Source organism: 'Prunus avium' virescence phytoplasma (genome assembly GCF_050916135.1).
Taxonomy (GTDB): Bacteria; Bacillota_I; Bacilli_A; order Acholeplasmatales; family Acholeplasmataceae; genus Phytoplasma; species Phytoplasma ziziphi.
The window spans coordinates 520,478-538,473 of record NZ_CP069156.1 but is presented as its reverse complement, the minus strand read 5'-3'; the positions used below and the strand labels follow the sequence as shown (position 1 = coordinate 538,473).

Sequence of the window (17,996 nt, the reverse complement as noted above, 5' to 3'; positions counted from 1 at the left end):
ATCAAAAGAGGTACATAATATATTATGTTAATGCCAAAAAAGACTAAATATCGTCGTCCTCATCGTATAAGTTACGAAGGCAAATCAAAAGGACAAAATAGAATTATTAATGGTAATTATGGTTTGATTGCAAAAAAAGGAGCATGGATTACTAGTCAACAAATAGAATCTGCTCGTATAGCGATGACACGTCATATGAAAAGAGAAGGAAAAGTTTGGATTAATATTTTCCCTTTTTTATCTTTAACAAGAAAACCTTTAGAAGTTCGAATGGGTTCTGGTAAAGGTAATCCTGAATTATGGGTTGCAGTTGTTAAAAAAGGAAAAGTTCTATTCGAAGTTAGTGATGCTAATAATTTAGATAAAATGGAAATAGAAGCTTTAAGATTAGCTTCACATAAATTACCTATTACTACAAAAATAGTTAAAAGAGGTCAAGAATAATGACGATCAAAGAAATTCGTAAAATGTCTGATGACGAAATGGATAAAAAAATTCTTAATTTAAAAGAAGAATTATTTGATGCTAAATTAAATTTGAATTTAGTTAAATTAAAAGATACATCTCGTATTCGTAAGATAAAAAAAAATATTAGACAAATTAAAACAATTATTCGTGAAAAAGAAATTTCTAAAATTAATAATAAAAATGAAAGTTTATCATCACGTGATCTAAATAAAAGTTTAGTATCAAGCGATTCAAATGAAAGTTCAGCATCAAGTGATCTAAATAAAAATTCAGTATCAAGCGATTTAAATGAAAGTTCATCATCAAGCGATCTAAATACAAATTCAGTATCAAGCGATTCAAATGAATAATTTGTTATTCAAATGAATAATTTGTTAAATAAAATTAAAATATTTTTTGAATTTTAATTTTATTTACATACTTGATAAATAAAAAAATAAATTAATATATTTTTGATTTTTGAAACATTTTTAAAAAAAAGAGAGGAAATTATGCGCGATAATAATAGAAAAGTTTTTTCAGGTGTTGTTGTTTCTGATAAAATGCAAAAAACAGTTGTTGTAGCTGTTAATTATTATAACAAAGATCCGTTATACAAAAAAAGAATTAAAAAAACTAGCAAATTTTATATTCATGACGAACATGAAATTGCTAAACTAGGTGACCTTGTTTCTTTTGTAGAAAGAAGACCTGTATCTAAAACTAAAAAATTTCGTTTATTAAATGTTATTTTGAGCAAAAATAAGGTAAAAGAATAATATGATTCAAATAAATAGCCGTTTAAAAGTAGCTGATAATAGTGGTGCCAAAGAAGTTTTAGTTATTAATATTCCTGGTTCAAGTAAAAGACGTTATGCTCAGATAGGCGATGTTGTTGTGGTCGCTATTAAAAAAAGTATCCCATCTGGTATGGTAAAAGCAGGAGAAAAATCTAAAGCTTTAATTTTACGTACTAAAAAAGGTTTAGCAGGGAAAAATGGTTCTTATATTAAATTTGATGATAACGCAGTAGTTATTATTAAAGATGATATGACTTTAAAAGGGACAAGGATTTTTGGACCTGTAGTTAAAAATCAAAAACTAAAAGATAGTAAATTTTCTAAATTTCTTTCTTTAGCTGAAAAAGTTTTTGTAATATGAGGAAATATGATGTATATTAAAGTAGGAGACACAGTAGCTATTATTTCTGGAAAAGATCGTTTTTTTATTGATGAAAGAGGTAATAAAACTGTTAAAACTGGAAAAGTAATAAAAATTTTTTTTAAAGAACAAAAAGTTTTAGTGGAAGGTGTAAATATAGCTACAAAACATAAAAATCCTTCTAAAGATGAAAAAAAAGGAAATATAGTTAAAGAAGAAATGCCTATTCATATTTCTAATGTAGCTTTAATTGATCCTGAAAAAAACATTCCAACTCGTGTCGGATTTCGTAATGAATCAGGTAAAAAAGTTCGTTATTCAAAAAAAACTGGTGTTTTGTTGGATGTATCCTAATATAAAAAAAGGTAGATAATAAATGAAAAAACAAAATATTGATTTGACCGCAAAAAATTCATTTTTGGCTTTAAAAGAAATTTTTAATTTTAAATCAGTAATGCAAGTTCCTAAGATAGAAAAAATAGTTATTAATATGTGCGCAGGCGAAGCTATTTCTAATGTTAAAATTTTAGACGAATTGTATGAACAGTTAACTTTAATTAGCGGACAGATACCTGTAATTATTAAAGCTAAAAAATCCATTTCTAATTTTAAATTAAGAGAAGGAATGCCTATTAGTTTAAAAGTTACTTTAAGAGGTCATAAAAAAGAATTTTTTTTAAATAAGTTAATTAAAATAGTTTTACCAAGAACTCGAGATTTTAGAGGTATTAGTTCTAAATCTTTCGATGGTAGAGGAAATTACTCATTAGGGTTAAAAGAACAAATTGTTTTTCCTGAAATTGATTTAGACAAAGTTAAAAAAGTTTGTGGTATGGATATTTGTATTGTTACTACAGCTAAAAACGATAAAGATGCTAAAAAATTATTAGAATTTTATGGAATGCCTTTTAGAAAATAAAATTTTTAATAAATATAAAAAAATTAAATAAGGGGTTATAGAATGGCAAAGAAATCTAAAATTGTTAAAAATCAAAAACAAAAAGAAATATTTGCGAAATATATAGAAAAACGTCTTGAATTAAGACGAAAAAAAGATTACAAAGGATTATCTAAACTTCCAGTCCAATCTTCGCCAGTTCGTCTTAAAAATATAGATCAAATTGATGGTAGATCAAGAGGATATATTAGAAAATTTGGTTTATCTAGAATTAAATTTCGTGAATTAGCTAACAAAGGTGAATTACCTGGCGTTAAGAAAGTTAGTTGGTAAAAGAGAGAATAAGAAAAATTATGATGACGAATCCTATTGCTGATTTATTAACAAGAATACGTAATGCTAATACAATGTGTTATGAAAAAGTTTCGGTTCCTTTTTCTAAATTAAAAGTAAAAATGTTAGAAGTTATACGAAAAGAAGGTTTTATTAAAGGTTTTATTGTAGACGGATCAAGAAGAAATATTACAATTTCTTTAAAATATCATGGTAATAAACAAAGAACTATTTTAGGTTTAAAAAGAGTATCAAAACATGTTTCTGTTAAAAAAATACCTAGAGTTTTAAATGGTTTAGGAATAGCTTTAATTTCTACTTCAAAGGGTATTTTGACAGATTATGAAGCTTTAGCTAATAATATAGGTGGAGAAGTTTTAGCTTATATTTGGTAATTTATATAAGGGGACTATAATGTCAAGAATAGGAAAAAGATCCATTTTAATTCCTGAGGGAATCAAAGTCGAAATTGGAGAACAAAATTTAATTTATATCGCATCTTCTTCGCATAAATTAAAATATCAAATAAATCCTTCATTAAATATCGATATTAAAGATAATTTAATTAAAATTTCGAGGCCAACTGATGAAGTTTTTATGAAAAAAATTCATGGCACTACACGTGCTTTATTGTTTAATATGATTTCAGGTTTAACTAATTTGTTTGTAAAAAAAATTGAAATTGTTGGTTTAGATTATGTTGTTAAAAAAGAAGATTCTAATTTAATTTTTAATTTAGGTTTTTCTCATGTTGTTGTTTTACCTATTCCTTCTGATGTCGAAATAGAGATTATAAAGAATAAACAAATTATTATTCGAGGTATAGACAAACAATTTGTAGGACAAGTTGCCGCTAAAATATTAAAATTACGTAAACCAGAACCTTATACAGGTAAAGGAATTAGTTTAGCTGGCGCTTATGTTCATCGTAAAGCAGGAAAAAGTGCTAAAAAATAAGAAAGGATATTTATTTACATAATGATAAATAAAGAATCATCAACATCTTTACGTAAAAAACGTCATTTACGTTTAAGAAAAAAAATAATAGGTACTTCAGAAAGACCTCGTTTTAATGTTTTTTATTCGAAAAAATATTTTTATGTTCAGATAATCGATGACAAAAACAAAGTTACTTTATGTAGTGCTCATAGTAAAGAGATTAAAGCTAGTATAATTAATAATAAAGTAGCTTCAGATATCGGAAGAATTATCGCTCGTAAAGCTTTACAAAAAGGTATTAGTAAAGTTGTTTTTGATCGTGATGGACGTTTGTATCACGGACGAATAAAAACTTTAGCGAATGTTGCAAGAGAAGAGGGATTAATATTTTGATTAATACAAGCAATTCAAGAGACAAAACTAATTTTAAAAAAGTAAATAGTATTTTTCAAGAAAAAGTAATTTTAATTAATAGAATTACTAAAGTTGTAAAAGGTGGACGCCGTTTACGTTTTTCTGCTTTAGTTGTTGTTGGAGATAAAAAAGGTAGAGTAGGTTTTGCAAGCGCTAAAGCTCAAGAAATTTTAGATGCTATAAAAAAAGCATTGGAAAAAGCAAAAAATAATTTGGTTAAAATTCCGCTTGCAGGAACTACTATTCCTCATGAAGTTGTCGGTGAGTACGGCGCCTCTAAAACTTTATTAAAACCTGTAGCAAAAGGTACAGGTATTATCGCTGGAGGAGCAGCTAGAACTGTTTTCGAACTAGTAGGTATTCGTGATATTTCAGCAAAATCTTTAGGTTCAAGAACACCTATAAATACTTTAAGAGCTTTAATGATTGGATTACAAAAATTAAGAACTATCAAGGATGTAGAAAAAACTAGAGGCATTAATTTGATAGCAAGATTTAAAGGTAAACAAAAATGAAAAAGTTATCAATTACATTAAAAAAAAGTTTAATCGGAAGAACGCCAAATCAAATTAAAAACGCTAATGTTTTAGGTTTGAGAAAGATTAATCAAAAAGTTATAAAAGATAATGTTGAAGTTATCAGAGGCATTATTAAAAAAATTCATCATTTAGTTGTAGTTGAAGAAATTATTGATAAAGAGAGCAATTAAGATGTTACATTTATTAAAACCTGTTAAAGGCGCTAGAAAAACAATTAAACGTTTAGGACGTGGTCCTGGAAGCGGAAACGGTAAAACCTCTGGTAAAGGTCATAAAGGTCAGTTAGCTCGTACTGGTGGCGGTACTCGATTAGGTTTCGAGGGTGGTCAAACACCTTTTTTTCAAAGAATTCCTAAAAGAGGATTTAATAATTTTAATAAAATTAAATATTGTATAGTTAATTTAAAAGAATTAGAACTGTTCGAAGATGGTTCTTTAATAACAAAAGATTTATTATTTAAAAAGAAAATAATTAAAAATAATAAGTCATTGGTTAAAGTTTTAGCTAAAGGTGATTTAACTAAAAAATTAACTGTTCAAGCCTGTAAATTTTCTAAAAAAGCAAAAGATATTATCGAACAAAATGGTGGTAATATAGAAATAATAAGGTAGCTTTATATGACAAAATTAATTAATTTTTTAGTAGATAAAAAAAAGATAATTAACAAAATTTTTTTCACTTTATTTATTATTTTTATTTATGTTATTGGTACTAGTATTTATATTCCTTTTTTAAGTAAATCTGAATATCAAGCAATTTCTGTTTTGCGACAATTAGGATCATCATTCAATAAATCATTATTATCTAATAATAATTCTTTATGTATTTTATCTTTGGGAGTTATTCCTTATGTTACCGCTTCTATTGTTATTCAATTGAGTCAAAAGGTATTCACTTTTATGAAAGAATGGCAAGAACAAGGAGAAAAAGGAAAACGTAAAATTAATATAGTTACTAGAGTTTTAACTATTTTTTTATCTTTAGGTCATGGATGGGCTTTGTGTCAAACTGAAAAATTCGTTTTAGGACCTTCTCTTCTGTTTTCAACACTCTTTTTTTTAACAGTCGGGGTTTTTATATCTATTTGGCTAGCTGATTTAATAACTTCTAAGGGTTTAGGAAATGGAATTTCTATATTAATAGCTGTAGGGATGGTAGATAAATTATTTAAAACTTTTAAATATTTGTTATCTAATTCAAATGGTTTCGAAACACAGCGTATATTAATTTTAATTTCTTATTTTGTTTTATTAATATTAACAATTATCCTATCTTCAGCTTATTTAAAAATACCTATTAATTACGCTATAAATAGAAATAATGATAAAATTGATAAATATATTCCTATTAAATTAAATACATCTGGCATTTTACCAATTATTCTTGCGGATACTTTATTAAATGTAATACAACAAATATCAATGTTGTTTTCGAAAAATGGAAAAGTTAATGAATATATTGGGATTTTTGTAGAATCACGATCAGAATTAGGAATATATTTTTTTGTTTATATTTTATTAATTATGTTATTTTCGTTTTTTTCATCTTTTATGACTATCAATCCGAAAGATGTCGCGGAACATTTATCAAAACAAAATGCTTATTTAAAAGATGTTCAACCTGGATTACCTACTGTTAAAAAAATAGTTCGCGAAATGTTTAAAATTACTTTCCTTGGAAGCTGTTTTTTGACTTTATTAGCTTCTACACCTGATATAATTAATTATTTAGCAGGAAGTACAATATCTCAAAATATTCCGTTTGGCGGGACTAGTCTTTTAATTATTGTCGGTGTCGCTTTAGAATCGATACAAGATATGAAAGCGAAAAATAATGTCAAAAGAACTTATAATAAATTTTTTTAAATAAATTTTTTTATTTTAAAAAAAATTAATCAGAATAATTAGAGGTTGTTTATTTTTTTGTATGTTATCAATTAAATCATCAGATGAAATCGTTATAATGAAAGAGGCAGGAAAGATTTTATCTTTCATAAGAAAAGAATTATTAAAATTTTTAAAAGTAGATATTTCTACCTTTGATTTAGATATGATTGCTTTTGATTTGATGAAAAAAAACGGAGTTATTTCTGCTTTTAAAGGTTATCAAGGATTCAGGGGTTATATTTGTATTTCAGTGAATGAAGTTGTAGTTCATGGAATACCTTCTAAAACAAAAATTCTTAAATTAGGTGATATTGTCACTTTAGATATAGGTATCAAACATAAAGGTTATTGTGTAGATTCAGCTTGGACTTATTCTTTGGGTCCAGTTTCAAATAAAGTTCAGCAATTGATGGAAAATACTAAAAAATCTTTATTTTTAGGAATAGAACAAGTGAAACCTGGTAATAAGATTTCAGATATTTCTCGTGCTATTGGTAAAATCGGCACTAAACATAATTACGGCATCATAGAAGTTTTTTCAGGTCATGGTATCGGAAAGAAATTACATGAAGAACCTTATATTTTTAATTTCGATTTTACTCCGGAAGATTATGTTTTGGAACCAGGTATGACTTTTTGTATCGAACCTATGTTCACTTTAGGAACTAAAGAGATTAAAATATTAAAAGATGGTTGGTCTGCTGTTACTTCTGATTTGAGTTTAAGCGCTCATTTTGAACATACGGTTTTAGTTACTGATACAGGATATGAAATTTTAACATAAAGATATAAAACGAAATAAATATTAATAATTTTAATTATAAAAATGAATAAAAAAGGAAAATACTTAAATAATGGTAGATAATAAGAGTTCTAAAACGATTGATAATAACTTTTCTACTGATGCTATAGCTGTAGTTGTTGGTAAGTTACCTAATGCAAGATTTAAATTACGACTTCTTGATCAAAGAATCATTGAAGGATTTATCTCTGGTAAAATACGTACTCGTAGAATTCATATACAATTAGGTGATAAAGTGAAAGTTGATCATAGTGGTCGTATTATTTATCGTTTTTTACAAAAGGATAATGTAAAATGAAAGTTAAAGCTTCTGTTAAAAAACGTAGTGACGATGATATCCTTGTACGTCGTAAAAAAAGAGTTTACGTTATAAATAAGAAAAAACGTCGTCATAATCAAAGACAAGGTTAAACAAAGGAGTTTGGTAAATGACAAAGATATCAAAAGATAAAAAAAAGAGAAATATTGTTTTCGATTTAAGTAGAAGTATATACGGTATCGGTCCAGCAACTGTTAGAAAGATATTACAAAAATTAAATATCAACGAACAAGATGAAATAAGCGAAAAACAAATAACTCTTATCAAAAGTGAATGCAATAAATATGATATAGAAGGTAATTTAAGAAGAAAAATTGCTTTAAATATCAAAAGATTAAAAGAAATAGGATGCGAGAGAGGAATCCGTCATCGTATAGGATTACCGGTGAGAGGTCAAAAAACTAGAAATAACGCTAAAACAGCTAAAAAAAGTCGTAAGAGAACTTCCGCAGGAGATAAAAAATTTAAATAATTTAAAGGAAGAGTGTTTTAATTATGTCTCAAAAAGTTAAATCAAAAAAAAGAGTTAAAGTAAAAAAAAGTAAAAAGAATGTTCCTGTAGGGATAGCTCATATTCAAGCTACTTTTAATAACACTATTATAACTATTACAGATTTAGAAGGAAATACTATCGCTTGGTGCAGCGGAGGATTATTAGGTTATAAAAATAGTAAAAAATCTACTTCATATATCGCTCAACAAGTAGCTAAAAAAGTTTCTTCTTTGGCAAAAGATAAAGGAATGAAACAAATTGAAGTTTTTGTTAAAGGACCTGGTGTTGGTAGAGAGATTTCTATTCGTTCTTTACAAGAATCTGATTTAGAAATTACTGCTATAAGAGATGTCACTCCTGTGCCGCATAATGGCTGCAGACCCCCTAAACGTCCTCGTGGATAAAAAAACAAACTTATTGAAGAGGTTAATGTTATAATGAAAAAATTGAAATTTATAAAACCTAACATGAATATCAAACAAGAAGGTTCAGATTTATCTTTTGGTAAATTTATTATTCAACCTTTAGAAAAAGGTTTAGGGATTACAATAGGTAATTCTTTAAGAAGAGTTTTATTATCTTCTTTACCAGGAGTTGCTATTGTAAATGTTAAAATCGAAGGCGTAGATCATGAGTTCAGCGTAATACCAGGTGTTTACGAAGATGTTATGTCTATTATTTTAAATTTAAAAAAAGTTGTTATTAGTACTACTTCACAAGAAGAAGATTTTGAAGAAAAATTAAAAATAGATGTTGTTGGCGAAAAAGCAGTAACAGCTGCCGATTTCGAAACTGTTGAAGGAATTGATGTTTGTAATAAAGATCAAATAATAGCTCATTTATCTCCTGATGTTTCTTTTAAAATGGAAGTAACTATCAAAAGAGGCATTGGTTATTCATCTGCTGATGATAATAAAATTTATAGTAAAAATCAATTTGGAGTTATCGCAATTGATTCTTTATACACCCCAGTTGTAAAAGTAAATTATAATATAGAACAAAAAATCAATAGTAAAGAAGAATTAGTTATAGAAATAGAAACAAATAAATCTGTTTCATCTAAAGAAGTTTTATCAATAGCGTCTAAAATTTTAATTGATCATTTAAATGTTTTAGTTAATTTATGTGATAAAGTTCAAAATCAAGATTTTGTTTATGAACCTACATTAGAAAGTTATAATCATGCTTTGAATTTAAGGTTAGATCAATTAGAAATATCAGTTAGATTATTTAATAGTTTAAAAAAATCAGGAATTAATACGGTTCAAGAATTAGTGAACCAAAATGAAAAAGATATTTTAAAATTAAATAGTTTAGGAAAAAAATCTTTCGAAGAATTGAAAGAAAAAATGAAAGAATTAGATCTTCATTTTAAAGATAATAATTGATTTTGAAAATAATACAAATAATATAAAATACAAAAAAGTTTTTTATTTTTATTTAAGTAAGTTTTATATTTTTGAATTTTTTATTTATAAAAAAAGTAATTTATAATTTTTTTATAAATAAAGAGTTATATAAAAATATTTTTAATAATTAAAAAGGTGCAATAATATGGCTTATAGTAAATTAAGATGTGATACATCTCATAGAAAATCTTTATTAAAAAATTTAGTTGCTAGTTTTATTATGAACGAACGTCTTTTTACTACTGAATCTAGAGCTAAAGAAATTAGAAAAGTAGTTGATAAAGTGATTACTTTAAGCAAAAAAAACACTTTAGATGCTCACAGATTAGCTTCAACTTTTTTATTTAATAAAAGAATTGATTCAGATAAAACTGTTTTACAGAAATTATTTAAAGAAATATCTGTTAAATATAAAGATAGAACAAGCGGTTATACAAGAATTATTAAAAGCGAATGTCGAAGAGGCGATTCTGCTGCTACGGCCCTTATTTTATTTGTTTAATATTTTTAAAAAATCAAAAAATATTCTAAATTAAAAGAAAATAGGAATAAAAGATGATAATTGTTAAAAATTTAAGTTTTAATTATAAAGATAAACAAATTTTTAATGATTTAAGTTTTGAAATTTCTTCGGGTGAATGGATTTCTATTATCGGAGATAATGGTTCAGGAAAAACTACTTTAGCTAAAATATTAGTTGGTTTATTAAAAAAAAATAAAGGCCAAATTTTTATTAATAATATTGAATTAAATGAAAATAATTTAACAGAATTACGTTCTTTAATTGGTATCATTTTCCAAAATCCTGATTATCAATTTGTAGGTTTCGATGTTAAGAGTGATATTGCTTTCGGTTTAGAAAATCAATTATTATCTCGTGACACAATCGAATCTAAAATATTGAAATATTCTAATATGTTGAATATTCAACATTTATTAGAATCTAAACCTCAAGAATTATCAGGTGGCCAAAAACAAAAAGTGGCTATAGCTTCTGTTTTATCTATGGAACCAGATATTATTATTTTTGATGAGTCTACATCTTTTTTAGATCCACAAGGATCAGAAGAAATTTATGATATTATCAAAGATATTCATAAACAAAAAAATAAAATTTTGATCACTATAACTCACGATTTATCTTTTGCTTTGAAAAGTGATAAAATTATGGTTTTAGATAAAGGTGATTTAATTAAATACGATAAACCTTCTAATTTAATTACAGATTCTTTATTTTTACAAAATTATTCTAATCATTTTCCTTTAGAGTTAAAACTCTATTATGATTTACAAAAAGAAAAAGATTTATCAGAGATAAATCAAAAAAAAATCGAACAATTAAAGGATTTTTTGTGGCAATACAATTTAAAGATGTAACTTTTTATTATAATAAAAATAAAAAAGCAGCTTTACGTAATATCAATTTATCTATAAATCCTGAGAACGATTTTATAGCTGTAATTGGCAAAATAGGTTCAGGAAAATCAACTTTAGTTCAATTAATGAATAGTTTATTAGTCCCTTCAGAAGGTTATATAGATATTTTCGGGAAGAGAATAAATAAAAAGACATCGCCAAACATTTTAACTTCTTTGAAAAAAAAAATAGGTTTGGTTTTTCAATTTCCAGAATATCAACTTTTTGAAAACACTATTTTAAAAGATGTTATGTTTGGTCCTAAAAATTTTAATAAGAATAATTTAGAAGCGAAAAAAAAAGCTGTCAAAGCTTTAAAACAAGTCGGAATTGATGAAGATTTATTCGAAAATTCTCCTTTTAAATTATCCGAAGGGCAACAAAGAAAAGTTGCTATTGCTGGTATTTTTGCTATTGAGCCGTCTATTTTAATTTTAGATGAACCTACTAGAGGTTTAGATGTTAATAACCGTAAAGATATCATGAATATTTTAAAAAATAAAAATCAAAAAGATAAGAATACTATTATTTTTATTACTCATGATATGGATTTAGTATTTGAATACGCTAATAAAATTATTTTTTTAGATCAAGGTGAAATTTTATTTTTTGGTTCAAAAGAAATTTTCTTTACAAAGTATAAATTATCAAAATTTGGACTATCTGAACCTAAAATTTTTAAAATTTTAAAAATTTTAAATAAAAAATTCGGAGTCTCTTTTGAGCCTAAATTTTCTTATGAGGAATTGTTAAATTATCTCAAGAATTTTTATAAAGGTGCATAATCACATGGAGATAATTAATATAAAAAATAAATCTTTTTTAAAAAGTATTCATCCTTCTTTAAAAATTATTTTATTTATTTTAATTTTCAAAATTATTTTGAGTTTAAATTTGGATTTAAATGTTGGATTAACATTACAAAAAAAATTATTTTATTTTTGTTATTTTATTTTTTTTATTTTTTTTATTTTTTTGTTTGTGTTATTACTGAAACTTATTGATAATTTTTTCATAAAATTTATAAGACAAATTTTAAGTTTAAAGTTTTTTTTTCTTTTTTGTTTTTTTCTTCATGTGTCATCAACAACAAAGGAATTTTATTTTTCTATTTTTCCTAAAGATACAACATTATTTTTTAGTATTATTTTGTTTTTATATTTTGTATCATTTTTTTTAATAAAAAACGCATATAAAAATATTTATTTTTTAATTATTTTTTTCTTTTTTATTATATTACCTACTTTTGTACCATTTAAATCAGAATATAGTCAAAAATTATATTTCGGGAAAACAGATTTATTAAAAATTTTTTTTATTTTTTTACGTATTTGTTTGTTTTTTATGATAAATTTGTTAATTAACCGAACAACTTCTTTTATCGAAATTAAAGATGGTTTAGAAATTCTTTTGCAACCTCTTAAAATAATTAAATTTCCTGTTGAAATTTTTTCTCTTATGATGTCTTTGATTTTTATGTCTATACCTTTTTTATTAGAAGAAAGTCAAAAAATTTTAAAAGCTCAAATATCTAGAGGACTTAATTTTTATACTAAAAATATTTTTAAAAAAGTTTATTATTTAATTTCATTATTAATTCCTATTTTAATTTTAGCTTTTAAAAAATCTTTTGTTTTAGCGAATGCTATGGAAACAAGAGGATATGTTTTAGGAAAACCAAGAACAAAATTAAATGTTTACCAAATGACTAAAAAAGATTATTTTATATTTTATTTTATTTTTATTTTTTTTGTTTGGAGTTTTTTTATTTAAAAATAATATTATTTTATTTGTAAAAAAATTTAATATATTAAAGAGGTTTTGATTTGTCAAAATTTACTTATAAATTAATATTAAGTTATGATGGTACTAATTATCATGGTTATCAAAAACAGACTAATGTGATAACAATCCAATCAGTGTTAGAACGTTCTTTATTTAAAATAACTAAACAAAAAATTTTAACTATAGCGGCTAGTCGCACTGATAAAGGTGTTCATGCAGAAGAACAGGTTGTTCATTTTAAAACTTTTTTTTGGATTGAACCAGATTGTTTAAAAAGAGCTTTAAATAAAATAATGCCTTGTGATATTCAAGTATTAGATATAGAAAACAAAGATTCTTTATTTCATGCTCGTTATCATACTAAATCTAAAATTTATAAGTATGTTTTTTCAAAAAAAAAATTAAATCCTTTTGATTGTCGTTTCCAAGTATACTTCGAAAATATTAATTTTTCGCTTATCAAAGAAGCTCTTTATTTATTAGAAGGTGAAAAAGATTTTGTTTTATTTACTAATAATAAAGATCCTAAAAAAAATACAATTAAAGTAATTTATAAAGTTTATTCAGAAGAAAATGCAAATCAATTTGTTTTATTTTTTCATGGAAAAGGTTTTTTGAAACAAATGATTTTATTTTTAGTAGGTTTTTTAATTTTTATAGGTCAAAAAAGAAAGACTTTAACAGATTTAGAAAATATGTTTAATGTTGATAATAAAAAATTTTATTTTTTAGCTCCATCTAATGGACTTTGTTTAAAGAAAATTTTTTATTAAAAAAAGGAAGATTATGATATTTATTTCTTTTGAAGGTTGCGAAGGAACAGGTAAAACTACTTTATCTCATTTTTTATTTGAAAAAATGATGCAAAAATATTCTGTTATTTTAACTAAAGAACCTGGCGGATGCCCTTTCAATATGGAAATGAGAAAAATTTTATTTCGATATTGTGATAAAATAGATTTTTATACAGAAGCTTTGATTTATGCCGCTGATAGAACAGAGCATTTAAAAAAAGTTATTATTCCTGCTTTAAAAGATAATAAAATTGTGATTTGCGATCGCTATATTGATTCTTCGATAGCTTATCAAGGATACGCGAGAAAATTAGACCCAGATTTTATAAAAAAAATTAATTTTTTAGCTATGGAAAATTTACCGAAAATAACTTTTTATTTAGATTTAGAACCTGAAATCGGAATTCAAAGATTAAAGGTACAAAGAAAAGATAAAATGGAATATTTTGATTTACAAAAAAATAGTTTTCATAATGAAGTTAGAAAAGGATATTTAAAACTTTGTGATCAATATCCTGAAAGAATCTATAAAATAGATGCCTCTCTTTCTTTAAGAGAAATAAAATTGATAATTGAAACTAAAATCGATCAGTTATTAAAAAATAAAATATGATTAATACGAAATCTTTATTAGAAAAATTTAAATTTATTATTAAAAATAAAAAATTAATGCATCTTTATTTAATAGAAGGGCGTAATCAAGAAGCAAAAAAATTATTTATGTTTGAGCTAGTATATGATTTTTTAAAAAAAGACAAACCTTCTTCGATGTTAAAGCATCATATACAAACATTTTCTTATCCTAATTTTTATTATTTAGATGCTAATAATACCAAAATAACAAAAGAACAAATTTTAGAAATGCAATCTTATTTTAATCAAACTTCTTTGTTACAAAAAAAGAAGGTTTATGTTATTGACGGAATCGAAAATATATCTTATAGAGTTTCTAATAGTTTGCTTTATTTTCTAGAAAATCCTATTAATAAAAATACTTTAGGGCTTTTGTTAACTAAAGATCGTAATTTGCTTCTTTCTACTATTTTATCTCGAGCGCAAATTTTTTCTTTAGAAAATGAATATGATCATAATTATCTTTTTAACGATAAAAACAATAATATAGATGAATTAGATAAAAGTTTGATTTTGTTATTAAATAAAATGAGAAAAGTAGAATTAGATAATTATTATTATGATTTAAAAAAATTTTTTTTATTTTTTATAAATAATTCTCCAGAAAATAAAATAGTTTATAAATTATTTTTTGATGCTCTATTCATAATGAAACAAAAACATTTTATGGATGATTTTTTATTTCTTTTAATGAGTTTTTTTTTAGATTTATATTATAAAAAAAATAATCTTATTTTTAACTTTTCTAATGATTTATTAGAAAATTCTTTTTATAATAAATTATCTTTAAAATTAATTAGTGATATTTTAAATTACTTAGTCAAAATGGAAAATAAAAAAAATATTTTAGAAGAACATTTTTGTTTTTTAGCTTTATTAATAGAGTTTAATAAAAAAATAAAATTTTAGGATATTTAAAATATGGTAATTATTCAAAAAACTTTTGCGGAAAATAAAAATTTGTTGTATTTAGTCGCTACACCTATCGGAAATATGTCTGATTTGAGTTTTCGAGCTTTAGAGACTTTAAAAGAAGTTGATTATATTTTAACCGAAGATACAAGAATAGCTTTTAAAATTTTACGTTTTTATAATTTCACAAATAAATTAATTTCTTTGCATAAATATAATGAAAAAGAACGTCTTCAAAAAGTCTTGTTTTTATTAAAAGAAGGTAATAATTTAGCTTTGATTAGTGATGCAGGAACTCCTTTAATTAGTGATCCTGGTCTTTTTTTGGTAAAAGAAGTGAAAATGGCTGGCTTTAATGTCACTATTGTTCCGGGCCCATCAGCTTTTTTATCTGCTTTTGTTCTTTCTTCTTTTGATTGTCCTTTTCTTTTTTTAGGTTTTTTGCCCAAAAAAAAAGAGATGAAAAAGAAAGTTTTGTTAAAATATCGTTTTTTTGAAGGTTCTTTGATTTTGTATGAATCAGCAAACAGAATTAAAGATACATTAATATTAATTAGCGATTGTTATGGAAAAGAAAGAAATATTTGTTTAGCCAGAGAATTGACTAAAAAATTCGAAACTGTTATTAATGGTTCTTTAGAAGATATTTTAAAAGACGAATTATGTTTAAAAGGTGAATATGTTGTAGTTATCGAAGCTAATCAAAATAATAATTTATATCAAGATATAAGTTTAGAAGAACATATTGAGTTTTTTTTAGAACAAGGTTATAATGAAAAAGAAGCTTTTATTAAAGTATCGAAAGCTCGAAAAATTTCTAAAAAAATAATTTATAATAAATTTAAAGTTCAAAAAAATTAAAAAAAGGTTTTCGAAAATTAAATGAGTATATCCCCTGTAAATAAAAAATTTTATATCGCCACTTCTATTGTTTATGCTTCATCTATACCACATATCGGAAATGTTTATGAAATGATTTTAGCTGATGCTATAGCAAGATTTAAAAAATTAGAAGGTTATAATGTTTATTTCCAAACTGGTTCTGATGAACATGGGCAGAAAATACAAAAAAAAGCATTACAACAAGGATTAGATACCCAAAAATACGTTGATCAAATTTCTGATAAAATTAAAGAAATTTATAATAAAATGAATATTAAATATGATTTTTTTATAAGAACAAGTGAATCTTTTCACAAAAAACAAGTTCAAGTTATTATGGAACAACTTTTTAAAAATGACGATATTTATTTAGGTTTATATGAAGGTTGGTATTCTGTTTATGAAGAAAGTTATATTTCAGAAAAAGATTTAATTAATGGTAAAACAGCTAATGGCGAGACTCCTGTTTGGACTAAAGAAGAAGTTTATTTTTTTAAATTAAACAAATATCAAGATCGATTGTTAAAATATTTAAACGATGAACTTCATTTAATTTTACCTCCTTATATTAAGAAAGAAATTTTAAATTTATTAAAAGAACCGCTTCCTGATTTATCCATCTCTAGAACTTCATTTGAATGGGGTATTGGTTTAGATTTTGATCCTAAGCATGTAGTTTATGTTTGGATAGACGCTTTAAGTAATTATATTACAGGACTTCATTATCCTTTTGGAGAAGATGATAAAAAAAATAAATTAAAACATTTTTGGCCTTGTGATTTGCATATAATAGGAAAAGATATTACTAGATTTCATTTAATTCATTTTCCTATTTTATTAATGGCTTTAGATTTACCTCTTCCAAAAAAATTTTTGATTCATTCTTGGATTTTATTTAATAATAAAAAAATGTCTAAATCTTTAAATAATACTCTATATGTAGATGATTTATTAAAAATTTTTTCTGTAGATGCTATTCGTTATTTTGTTTTACATGAAATTCCTTATAATTCTGATGGTATTTTAACTTATGATCTTTTATTTGAAAGATATAATACTGATCTTGTGAATACTGTAGGTAATTTATTAAGTCGTACTTTAGGAATGATAGTTAAATATAATGATGGGGAATTAAGAAAAAATTTAAATAAGGTTAAAGAATTTGAATCGATTGATTTAGCTAAAGAATCTTTAATAACTATATCATCCTTACGTCATTTTATGGAAGATTATAAAATGAGTGATTCTGTAGAATGTATATTAAAATTATCTCGTTTATGTAATAAATATATTGATTTAACGGAACCTTGGAATTTGATCAAAAGTAAAGATAATTTAGATAAATTAGATTTTGTTTTATATAATTTAGTAGAAACAATTCGTTTTATAGGCATTTTATTACAACCTTTTTTACCAGAAACATCCCAAAATATTTTAAAACAAATTCAAGCAGAAGAAAATACTTTTGAAAGTTTATCTTATTTCGGAGTTACTAAAAACAAAAAATTAAAAGTAGGAACAAAACTTTTTGAACGTTTAAATAAAGATGATTTTGTCGATTTGAAGATTTTATGATGATTTTTTATTGATGTAATAGATGTTTTTCTGAAACAGCAATAGAAGACGTTATTAAAAGTTTTTTTAAAGACAAAAATAATTTAAAAATCATTAAAAATATTTAAAAGATTATCAAAATTTGATAGTCTTTTTTATTAGGTTTTTTTATATTTTTAATTTTATTTATTGTCTTTATATGTATTTTTTTTTTTTTTTGATTAGGTTTGAAATTTTATTGATCTGAGTTAGGGTCACAATAAGTTTGTTTATTATATGGGTCATATTTTAAAATATAATAAATTTTTTTATCGTCGTCTTTGAAACTAATTTATTTAATTAATTTTTCTTGGTAGCGCTTTTGAGAAATTTGATTCGA

Annotated in this window: 29 protein-coding genes; all 29 read left to right on the top strand. The window is 24.2% G+C overall.

The window, feature by feature from the left end; genetic code table 11:
• Nucleotides 1-24: 24 nt before the first annotated feature.
• The 29 genes from rplP to metG all read left to right on the top strand — a co-directional run bounded on the left by rplP (nucleotide 25) and on the right by metG (nucleotide 17,638).
• Nucleotides 25-444 (top strand): 50S ribosomal protein L16, encoded by a 420-nt coding sequence (gene rplP, locus JNO41_RS02525; RefSeq protein WP_121463685.1) that lies wholly within the window; start codon nucleotides 25-27, stop codon nucleotides 442-444.
• Entirely contained in the window at nucleotides 444-818 is a 375-nt protein-coding gene (gene rpmC / locus JNO41_RS02520) for a 50S ribosomal protein L29 (protein WP_121463684.1), read from the top strand. Before rplP ends, rpmC begins: the two co-directional genes overlap by 1 nt.
• Before the next feature lie 141 nt (nucleotides 819-959).
• The gene (rpsQ, locus tag JNO41_RS02515) at nucleotides 960-1,226 is read left to right on the top strand and encodes a 30S ribosomal protein S17 (RefSeq protein WP_121463683.1); all 267 of its coding nucleotides are present in this window, start codon (nucleotides 960-962) and stop codon (nucleotides 1,224-1,226) included.
• A 1-nt stretch (nucleotide 1,227) separates the two neighbouring features.
• Nucleotides 1,228-1,608, top strand: a complete 381-nt coding sequence (rplN, locus tag JNO41_RS02510) for a 50S ribosomal protein L14 (protein ID WP_121463682.1) — start codon at nucleotides 1,228-1,230, stop codon at nucleotides 1,606-1,608.
• Between the two features lie 9 nt (nucleotides 1,609-1,617).
• On the top strand, nucleotides 1,618-1,962 hold the full coding sequence (gene rplX / locus JNO41_RS02505; protein WP_121463681.1) for a 50S ribosomal protein L24: 345 nt from the start codon (nucleotides 1,618-1,620) through the stop codon (nucleotides 1,960-1,962).
• A 22-nt stretch (nucleotides 1,963-1,984) separates the two neighbouring features.
• Nucleotides 1,985-2,527 (top strand): 50S ribosomal protein L5, encoded by a 543-nt coding sequence (gene rplE, locus JNO41_RS02500; RefSeq protein ID WP_121463680.1) that lies wholly within the window; start codon nucleotides 1,985-1,987, stop codon nucleotides 2,525-2,527.
• A gap of 42 nt (nucleotides 2,528-2,569) precedes the next feature.
• Entirely contained in the window at nucleotides 2,570-2,839 is a 270-nt protein-coding gene (gene rpsN, locus JNO41_RS02495) for a 30S ribosomal protein S14 (RefSeq protein ID WP_121463679.1), read from the top strand.
• A gap of 17 nt (nucleotides 2,840-2,856) precedes the next feature.
• Nucleotides 2,857-3,234, top strand: a complete 378-nt coding sequence (gene rpsH / locus JNO41_RS02490) for a 30S ribosomal protein S8 (protein WP_121464237.1) — start codon at nucleotides 2,857-2,859, stop codon at nucleotides 3,232-3,234.
• 19 nt (nucleotides 3,235-3,253) lie between these two features.
• Entirely contained in the window at nucleotides 3,254-3,796 is a 543-nt protein-coding gene (gene rplF, locus JNO41_RS02485) for a 50S ribosomal protein L6 (RefSeq protein ID WP_121463678.1), read from the top strand.
• A gap of 21 nt (nucleotides 3,797-3,817) precedes the next feature.
• The gene (rplR, locus tag JNO41_RS02480; RefSeq protein ID WP_121463677.1) at nucleotides 3,818-4,171 is read left to right on the top strand and encodes a 50S ribosomal protein L18; all 354 of its coding nucleotides are present in this window, start codon (nucleotides 3,818-3,820) and stop codon (nucleotides 4,169-4,171) included.
• Entirely contained in the window at nucleotides 4,171-4,707 is a 537-nt protein-coding gene (gene rpsE / locus JNO41_RS02475; RefSeq protein WP_121464236.1) for a 30S ribosomal protein S5, read from the top strand. Before rplR ends, rpsE begins: the two co-directional genes overlap by 1 nt.
• Nucleotides 4,704-4,901: a 50S ribosomal protein L30 gene (rpmD, locus tag JNO41_RS02470; RefSeq protein ID WP_121463676.1), complete on the top strand. Its 198-nt coding sequence runs from the start codon at nucleotides 4,704-4,706 to the stop codon at nucleotides 4,899-4,901. Before rpsE ends, rpmD begins: the two co-directional genes overlap by 4 nt.
• Before the next feature lies 1 nt (nucleotide 4,902).
• Entirely contained in the window at nucleotides 4,903-5,343 is a 441-nt protein-coding gene (gene rplO, locus JNO41_RS02465) for a 50S ribosomal protein L15 (protein ID WP_121463675.1), read from the top strand.
• 6 nt (nucleotides 5,344-5,349) lie between these two features.
• Nucleotides 5,350-6,597, top strand: a complete 1,248-nt coding sequence (secY, locus tag JNO41_RS02460; RefSeq protein ID WP_121463674.1) for a preprotein translocase subunit SecY — start codon at nucleotides 5,350-5,352, stop codon at nucleotides 6,595-6,597.
• Nucleotides 6,598-6,658: 61 nt separating this feature from the next.
• Nucleotides 6,659-7,402, top strand: coding sequence for a type I methionyl aminopeptidase (gene map / locus JNO41_RS02455; protein ID WP_121463673.1), 744 nt, complete (start codon nucleotides 6,659-6,661; stop codon nucleotides 7,400-7,402).
• Nucleotides 7,403-7,472: 70 nt separating this feature from the next.
• Nucleotides 7,473-7,718 (top strand): translation initiation factor IF-1, encoded by a 246-nt coding sequence (locus JNO41_RS02450; RefSeq protein WP_121463672.1) that lies wholly within the window; start codon nucleotides 7,473-7,475, stop codon nucleotides 7,716-7,718.
• Nucleotides 7,715-7,831, top strand: coding sequence for a 50S ribosomal protein L36 (gene rpmJ, locus JNO41_RS02445; RefSeq protein ID WP_432729371.1), 117 nt, complete (start codon nucleotides 7,715-7,717; stop codon nucleotides 7,829-7,831). The genes JNO41_RS02450 and rpmJ overlap by 4 nt, the downstream gene beginning before the upstream one ends.
• A gap of 17 nt (nucleotides 7,832-7,848) precedes the next feature.
• Nucleotides 7,849-8,211, top strand: a complete 363-nt coding sequence (gene rpsM / locus JNO41_RS02440; RefSeq protein ID WP_121463670.1) for a 30S ribosomal protein S13 — start codon at nucleotides 7,849-7,851, stop codon at nucleotides 8,209-8,211.
• A 23-nt stretch (nucleotides 8,212-8,234) separates the two neighbouring features.
• Nucleotides 8,235-8,636: a 30S ribosomal protein S11 gene (gene rpsK, locus JNO41_RS02435; protein ID WP_121463669.1), complete on the top strand. Its 402-nt coding sequence runs from the start codon at nucleotides 8,235-8,237 to the stop codon at nucleotides 8,634-8,636.
• Nucleotides 8,637-8,669: 33 nt separating this feature from the next.
• Nucleotides 8,670-9,620 (top strand): DNA-directed RNA polymerase subunit alpha, encoded by a 951-nt coding sequence (locus JNO41_RS02430; RefSeq protein WP_121463668.1) that lies wholly within the window; start codon nucleotides 8,670-8,672, stop codon nucleotides 9,618-9,620.
• Nucleotides 9,621-9,786: 166 nt separating this feature from the next.
• A complete protein-coding gene (gene rplQ / locus JNO41_RS02425; RefSeq protein WP_121463667.1) occupies nucleotides 9,787-10,143 on the top strand; it encodes a 50S ribosomal protein L17 in 357 nt (118 codons plus the stop codon).
• Nucleotides 10,144-10,196: 53 nt separating this feature from the next.
• Complete coding sequence (locus tag JNO41_RS02420; protein ID WP_121463666.1) at nucleotides 10,197-11,018, top strand: energy-coupling factor ABC transporter ATP-binding protein; 822 nt, start codon at nucleotides 10,197-10,199, stop codon at nucleotides 11,016-11,018.
• Nucleotides 10,994-11,842: an ATP-binding cassette domain-containing protein gene (locus JNO41_RS02415; protein ID WP_238055055.1), complete on the top strand. Its 849-nt coding sequence runs from the start codon at nucleotides 10,994-10,996 to the stop codon at nucleotides 11,840-11,842. The genes JNO41_RS02420 and JNO41_RS02415 overlap by 25 nt, the downstream gene beginning before the upstream one ends.
• A 4-nt stretch (nucleotides 11,843-11,846) precedes the next feature.
• Nucleotides 11,847-12,830, top strand: a complete 984-nt coding sequence (locus JNO41_RS02410) for an energy-coupling factor transporter transmembrane component T (protein ID WP_432729367.1) — start codon at nucleotides 11,847-11,849, stop codon at nucleotides 12,828-12,830.
• Nucleotides 12,831-12,883: 53 nt separating this feature from the next.
• Complete coding sequence (truA, locus tag JNO41_RS02405) at nucleotides 12,884-13,615, top strand: tRNA pseudouridine(38-40) synthase TruA (RefSeq protein WP_238055057.1); 732 nt, start codon at nucleotides 12,884-12,886, stop codon at nucleotides 13,613-13,615.
• A gap of 13 nt (nucleotides 13,616-13,628) precedes the next feature.
• Complete coding sequence (tmk, locus tag JNO41_RS02400; protein WP_238055058.1) at nucleotides 13,629-14,249, top strand: dTMP kinase; 621 nt, start codon at nucleotides 13,629-13,631, stop codon at nucleotides 14,247-14,249.
• Nucleotides 14,246-15,178 carry a hypothetical protein gene (locus tag JNO41_RS02395; RefSeq protein ID WP_238055059.1) on the top strand — a complete coding sequence of 311 codons (933 nt, stop codon included), beginning with the start codon at nucleotides 14,246-14,248 and terminating at the stop codon, nucleotides 15,176-15,178. The genes tmk and JNO41_RS02395 overlap by 4 nt, the downstream gene beginning before the upstream one ends.
• Before the next feature lie 12 nt (nucleotides 15,179-15,190).
• Entirely contained in the window at nucleotides 15,191-16,042 is an 852-nt protein-coding gene (rsmI, locus tag JNO41_RS02390) for a 16S rRNA (cytidine(1402)-2'-O)-methyltransferase (protein ID WP_238055060.1), read from the top strand.
• Nucleotides 16,043-16,063: 21 nt separating this feature from the next.
• Nucleotides 16,064-17,638 (top strand): methionine--tRNA ligase, encoded by a 1,575-nt coding sequence (metG, locus tag JNO41_RS02385; RefSeq protein WP_238055061.1) that lies wholly within the window; start codon nucleotides 16,064-16,066, stop codon nucleotides 17,636-17,638.
• Nucleotides 17,639-17,996: the final 358 nt, after the last annotated feature.

What these genes read in the sequence shown, in the direction of transcription:
- rplE (WP_121463680.1), top strand. Translation starts at nt 1,985, where the DNA reads ATGAAAAAACAAAATATTGATTTGACCGCAAAAAATTCATTTTTGGCT.
- rpsK (WP_121463669.1), top strand. Translation starts at nt 8,235, where the DNA reads ATGTCTCAAAAAGTTAAATCAAAAAAAAGAGTTAAAGTAAAAAAAAGT.
- rpmJ (WP_432729371.1), top strand. Translation starts at nt 7,715, where the DNA reads ATGAAAGTTAAAGCTTCTGTTAAAAAACGTAGTGACGATGATATCCTT.
- rpmD (WP_121463676.1), top strand. Translation starts at nt 4,704, where the DNA reads ATGAAAAAGTTATCAATTACATTAAAAAAAAGTTTAATCGGAAGAACG.
- rsmI (WP_238055060.1), top strand. Translation starts at nt 15,191, where the DNA reads ATGGTAATTATTCAAAAAACTTTTGCGGAAAATAAAAATTTGTTGTAT.
- rplQ (WP_121463667.1), top strand. Translation starts at nt 9,787, where the DNA reads ATGGCTTATAGTAAATTAAGATGTGATACATCTCATAGAAAATCTTTA.
- rpsN (WP_121463679.1), top strand. Translation starts at nt 2,570, where the DNA reads ATGGCAAAGAAATCTAAAATTGTTAAAAATCAAAAACAAAAAGAAATA.
- rplR (WP_121463677.1), top strand. Translation starts at nt 3,818, where the DNA reads ATGATAAATAAAGAATCATCAACATCTTTACGTAAAAAACGTCATTTA.
- metG (WP_238055061.1), top strand. Translation starts at nt 16,064, where the DNA reads ATGAGTATATCCCCTGTAAATAAAAAATTTTATATCGCCACTTCTATT.
- secY (WP_121463674.1), top strand. Translation starts at nt 5,350, where the DNA reads ATGACAAAATTAATTAATTTTTTAGTAGATAAAAAAAAGATAATTAAC.
- JNO41_RS02420 (WP_121463666.1), top strand. Translation starts at nt 10,197, where the DNA reads ATGATAATTGTTAAAAATTTAAGTTTTAATTATAAAGATAAACAAATT.
- rplO (WP_121463675.1), top strand. Translation starts at nt 4,903, where the DNA reads ATGTTACATTTATTAAAACCTGTTAAAGGCGCTAGAAAAACAATTAAA.
- rpsQ (WP_121463683.1), top strand. Translation starts at nt 960, where the DNA reads ATGCGCGATAATAATAGAAAAGTTTTTTCAGGTGTTGTTGTTTCTGAT.
- JNO41_RS02395 (WP_238055059.1), top strand. Translation starts at nt 14,246, where the DNA reads ATGATTAATACGAAATCTTTATTAGAAAAATTTAAATTTATTATTAAA.
- rplP (WP_121463685.1), top strand. Translation starts at nt 25, where the DNA reads ATGTTAATGCCAAAAAAGACTAAATATCGTCGTCCTCATCGTATAAGT.
- rplX (WP_121463681.1), top strand. Translation starts at nt 1,618, where the DNA reads ATGTATATTAAAGTAGGAGACACAGTAGCTATTATTTCTGGAAAAGAT.
- rplF (WP_121463678.1), top strand. Translation starts at nt 3,254, where the DNA reads ATGTCAAGAATAGGAAAAAGATCCATTTTAATTCCTGAGGGAATCAAA.
- map (WP_121463673.1), top strand. Translation starts at nt 6,659, where the DNA reads ATGTTATCAATTAAATCATCAGATGAAATCGTTATAATGAAAGAGGCA.
- JNO41_RS02410 (WP_432729367.1), top strand. Translation starts at nt 11,847, where the DNA reads ATGGAGATAATTAATATAAAAAATAAATCTTTTTTAAAAAGTATTCAT.
- tmk (WP_238055058.1), top strand. Translation starts at nt 13,629, where the DNA reads ATGATATTTATTTCTTTTGAAGGTTGCGAAGGAACAGGTAAAACTACT.
- rpsM (WP_121463670.1), top strand. Translation starts at nt 7,849, where the DNA reads ATGACAAAGATATCAAAAGATAAAAAAAAGAGAAATATTGTTTTCGAT.
- rpmC (WP_121463684.1), top strand. Translation starts at nt 444, where the DNA reads ATGACGATCAAAGAAATTCGTAAAATGTCTGATGACGAAATGGATAAA.
- JNO41_RS02430 (WP_121463668.1), top strand. Translation starts at nt 8,670, where the DNA reads ATGAAAAAATTGAAATTTATAAAACCTAACATGAATATCAAACAAGAA.
- rplN (WP_121463682.1), top strand. Translation starts at nt 1,228, where the DNA reads ATGATTCAAATAAATAGCCGTTTAAAAGTAGCTGATAATAGTGGTGCC.
- JNO41_RS02450 (WP_121463672.1), top strand. Translation starts at nt 7,473, where the DNA reads ATGGTAGATAATAAGAGTTCTAAAACGATTGATAATAACTTTTCTACT.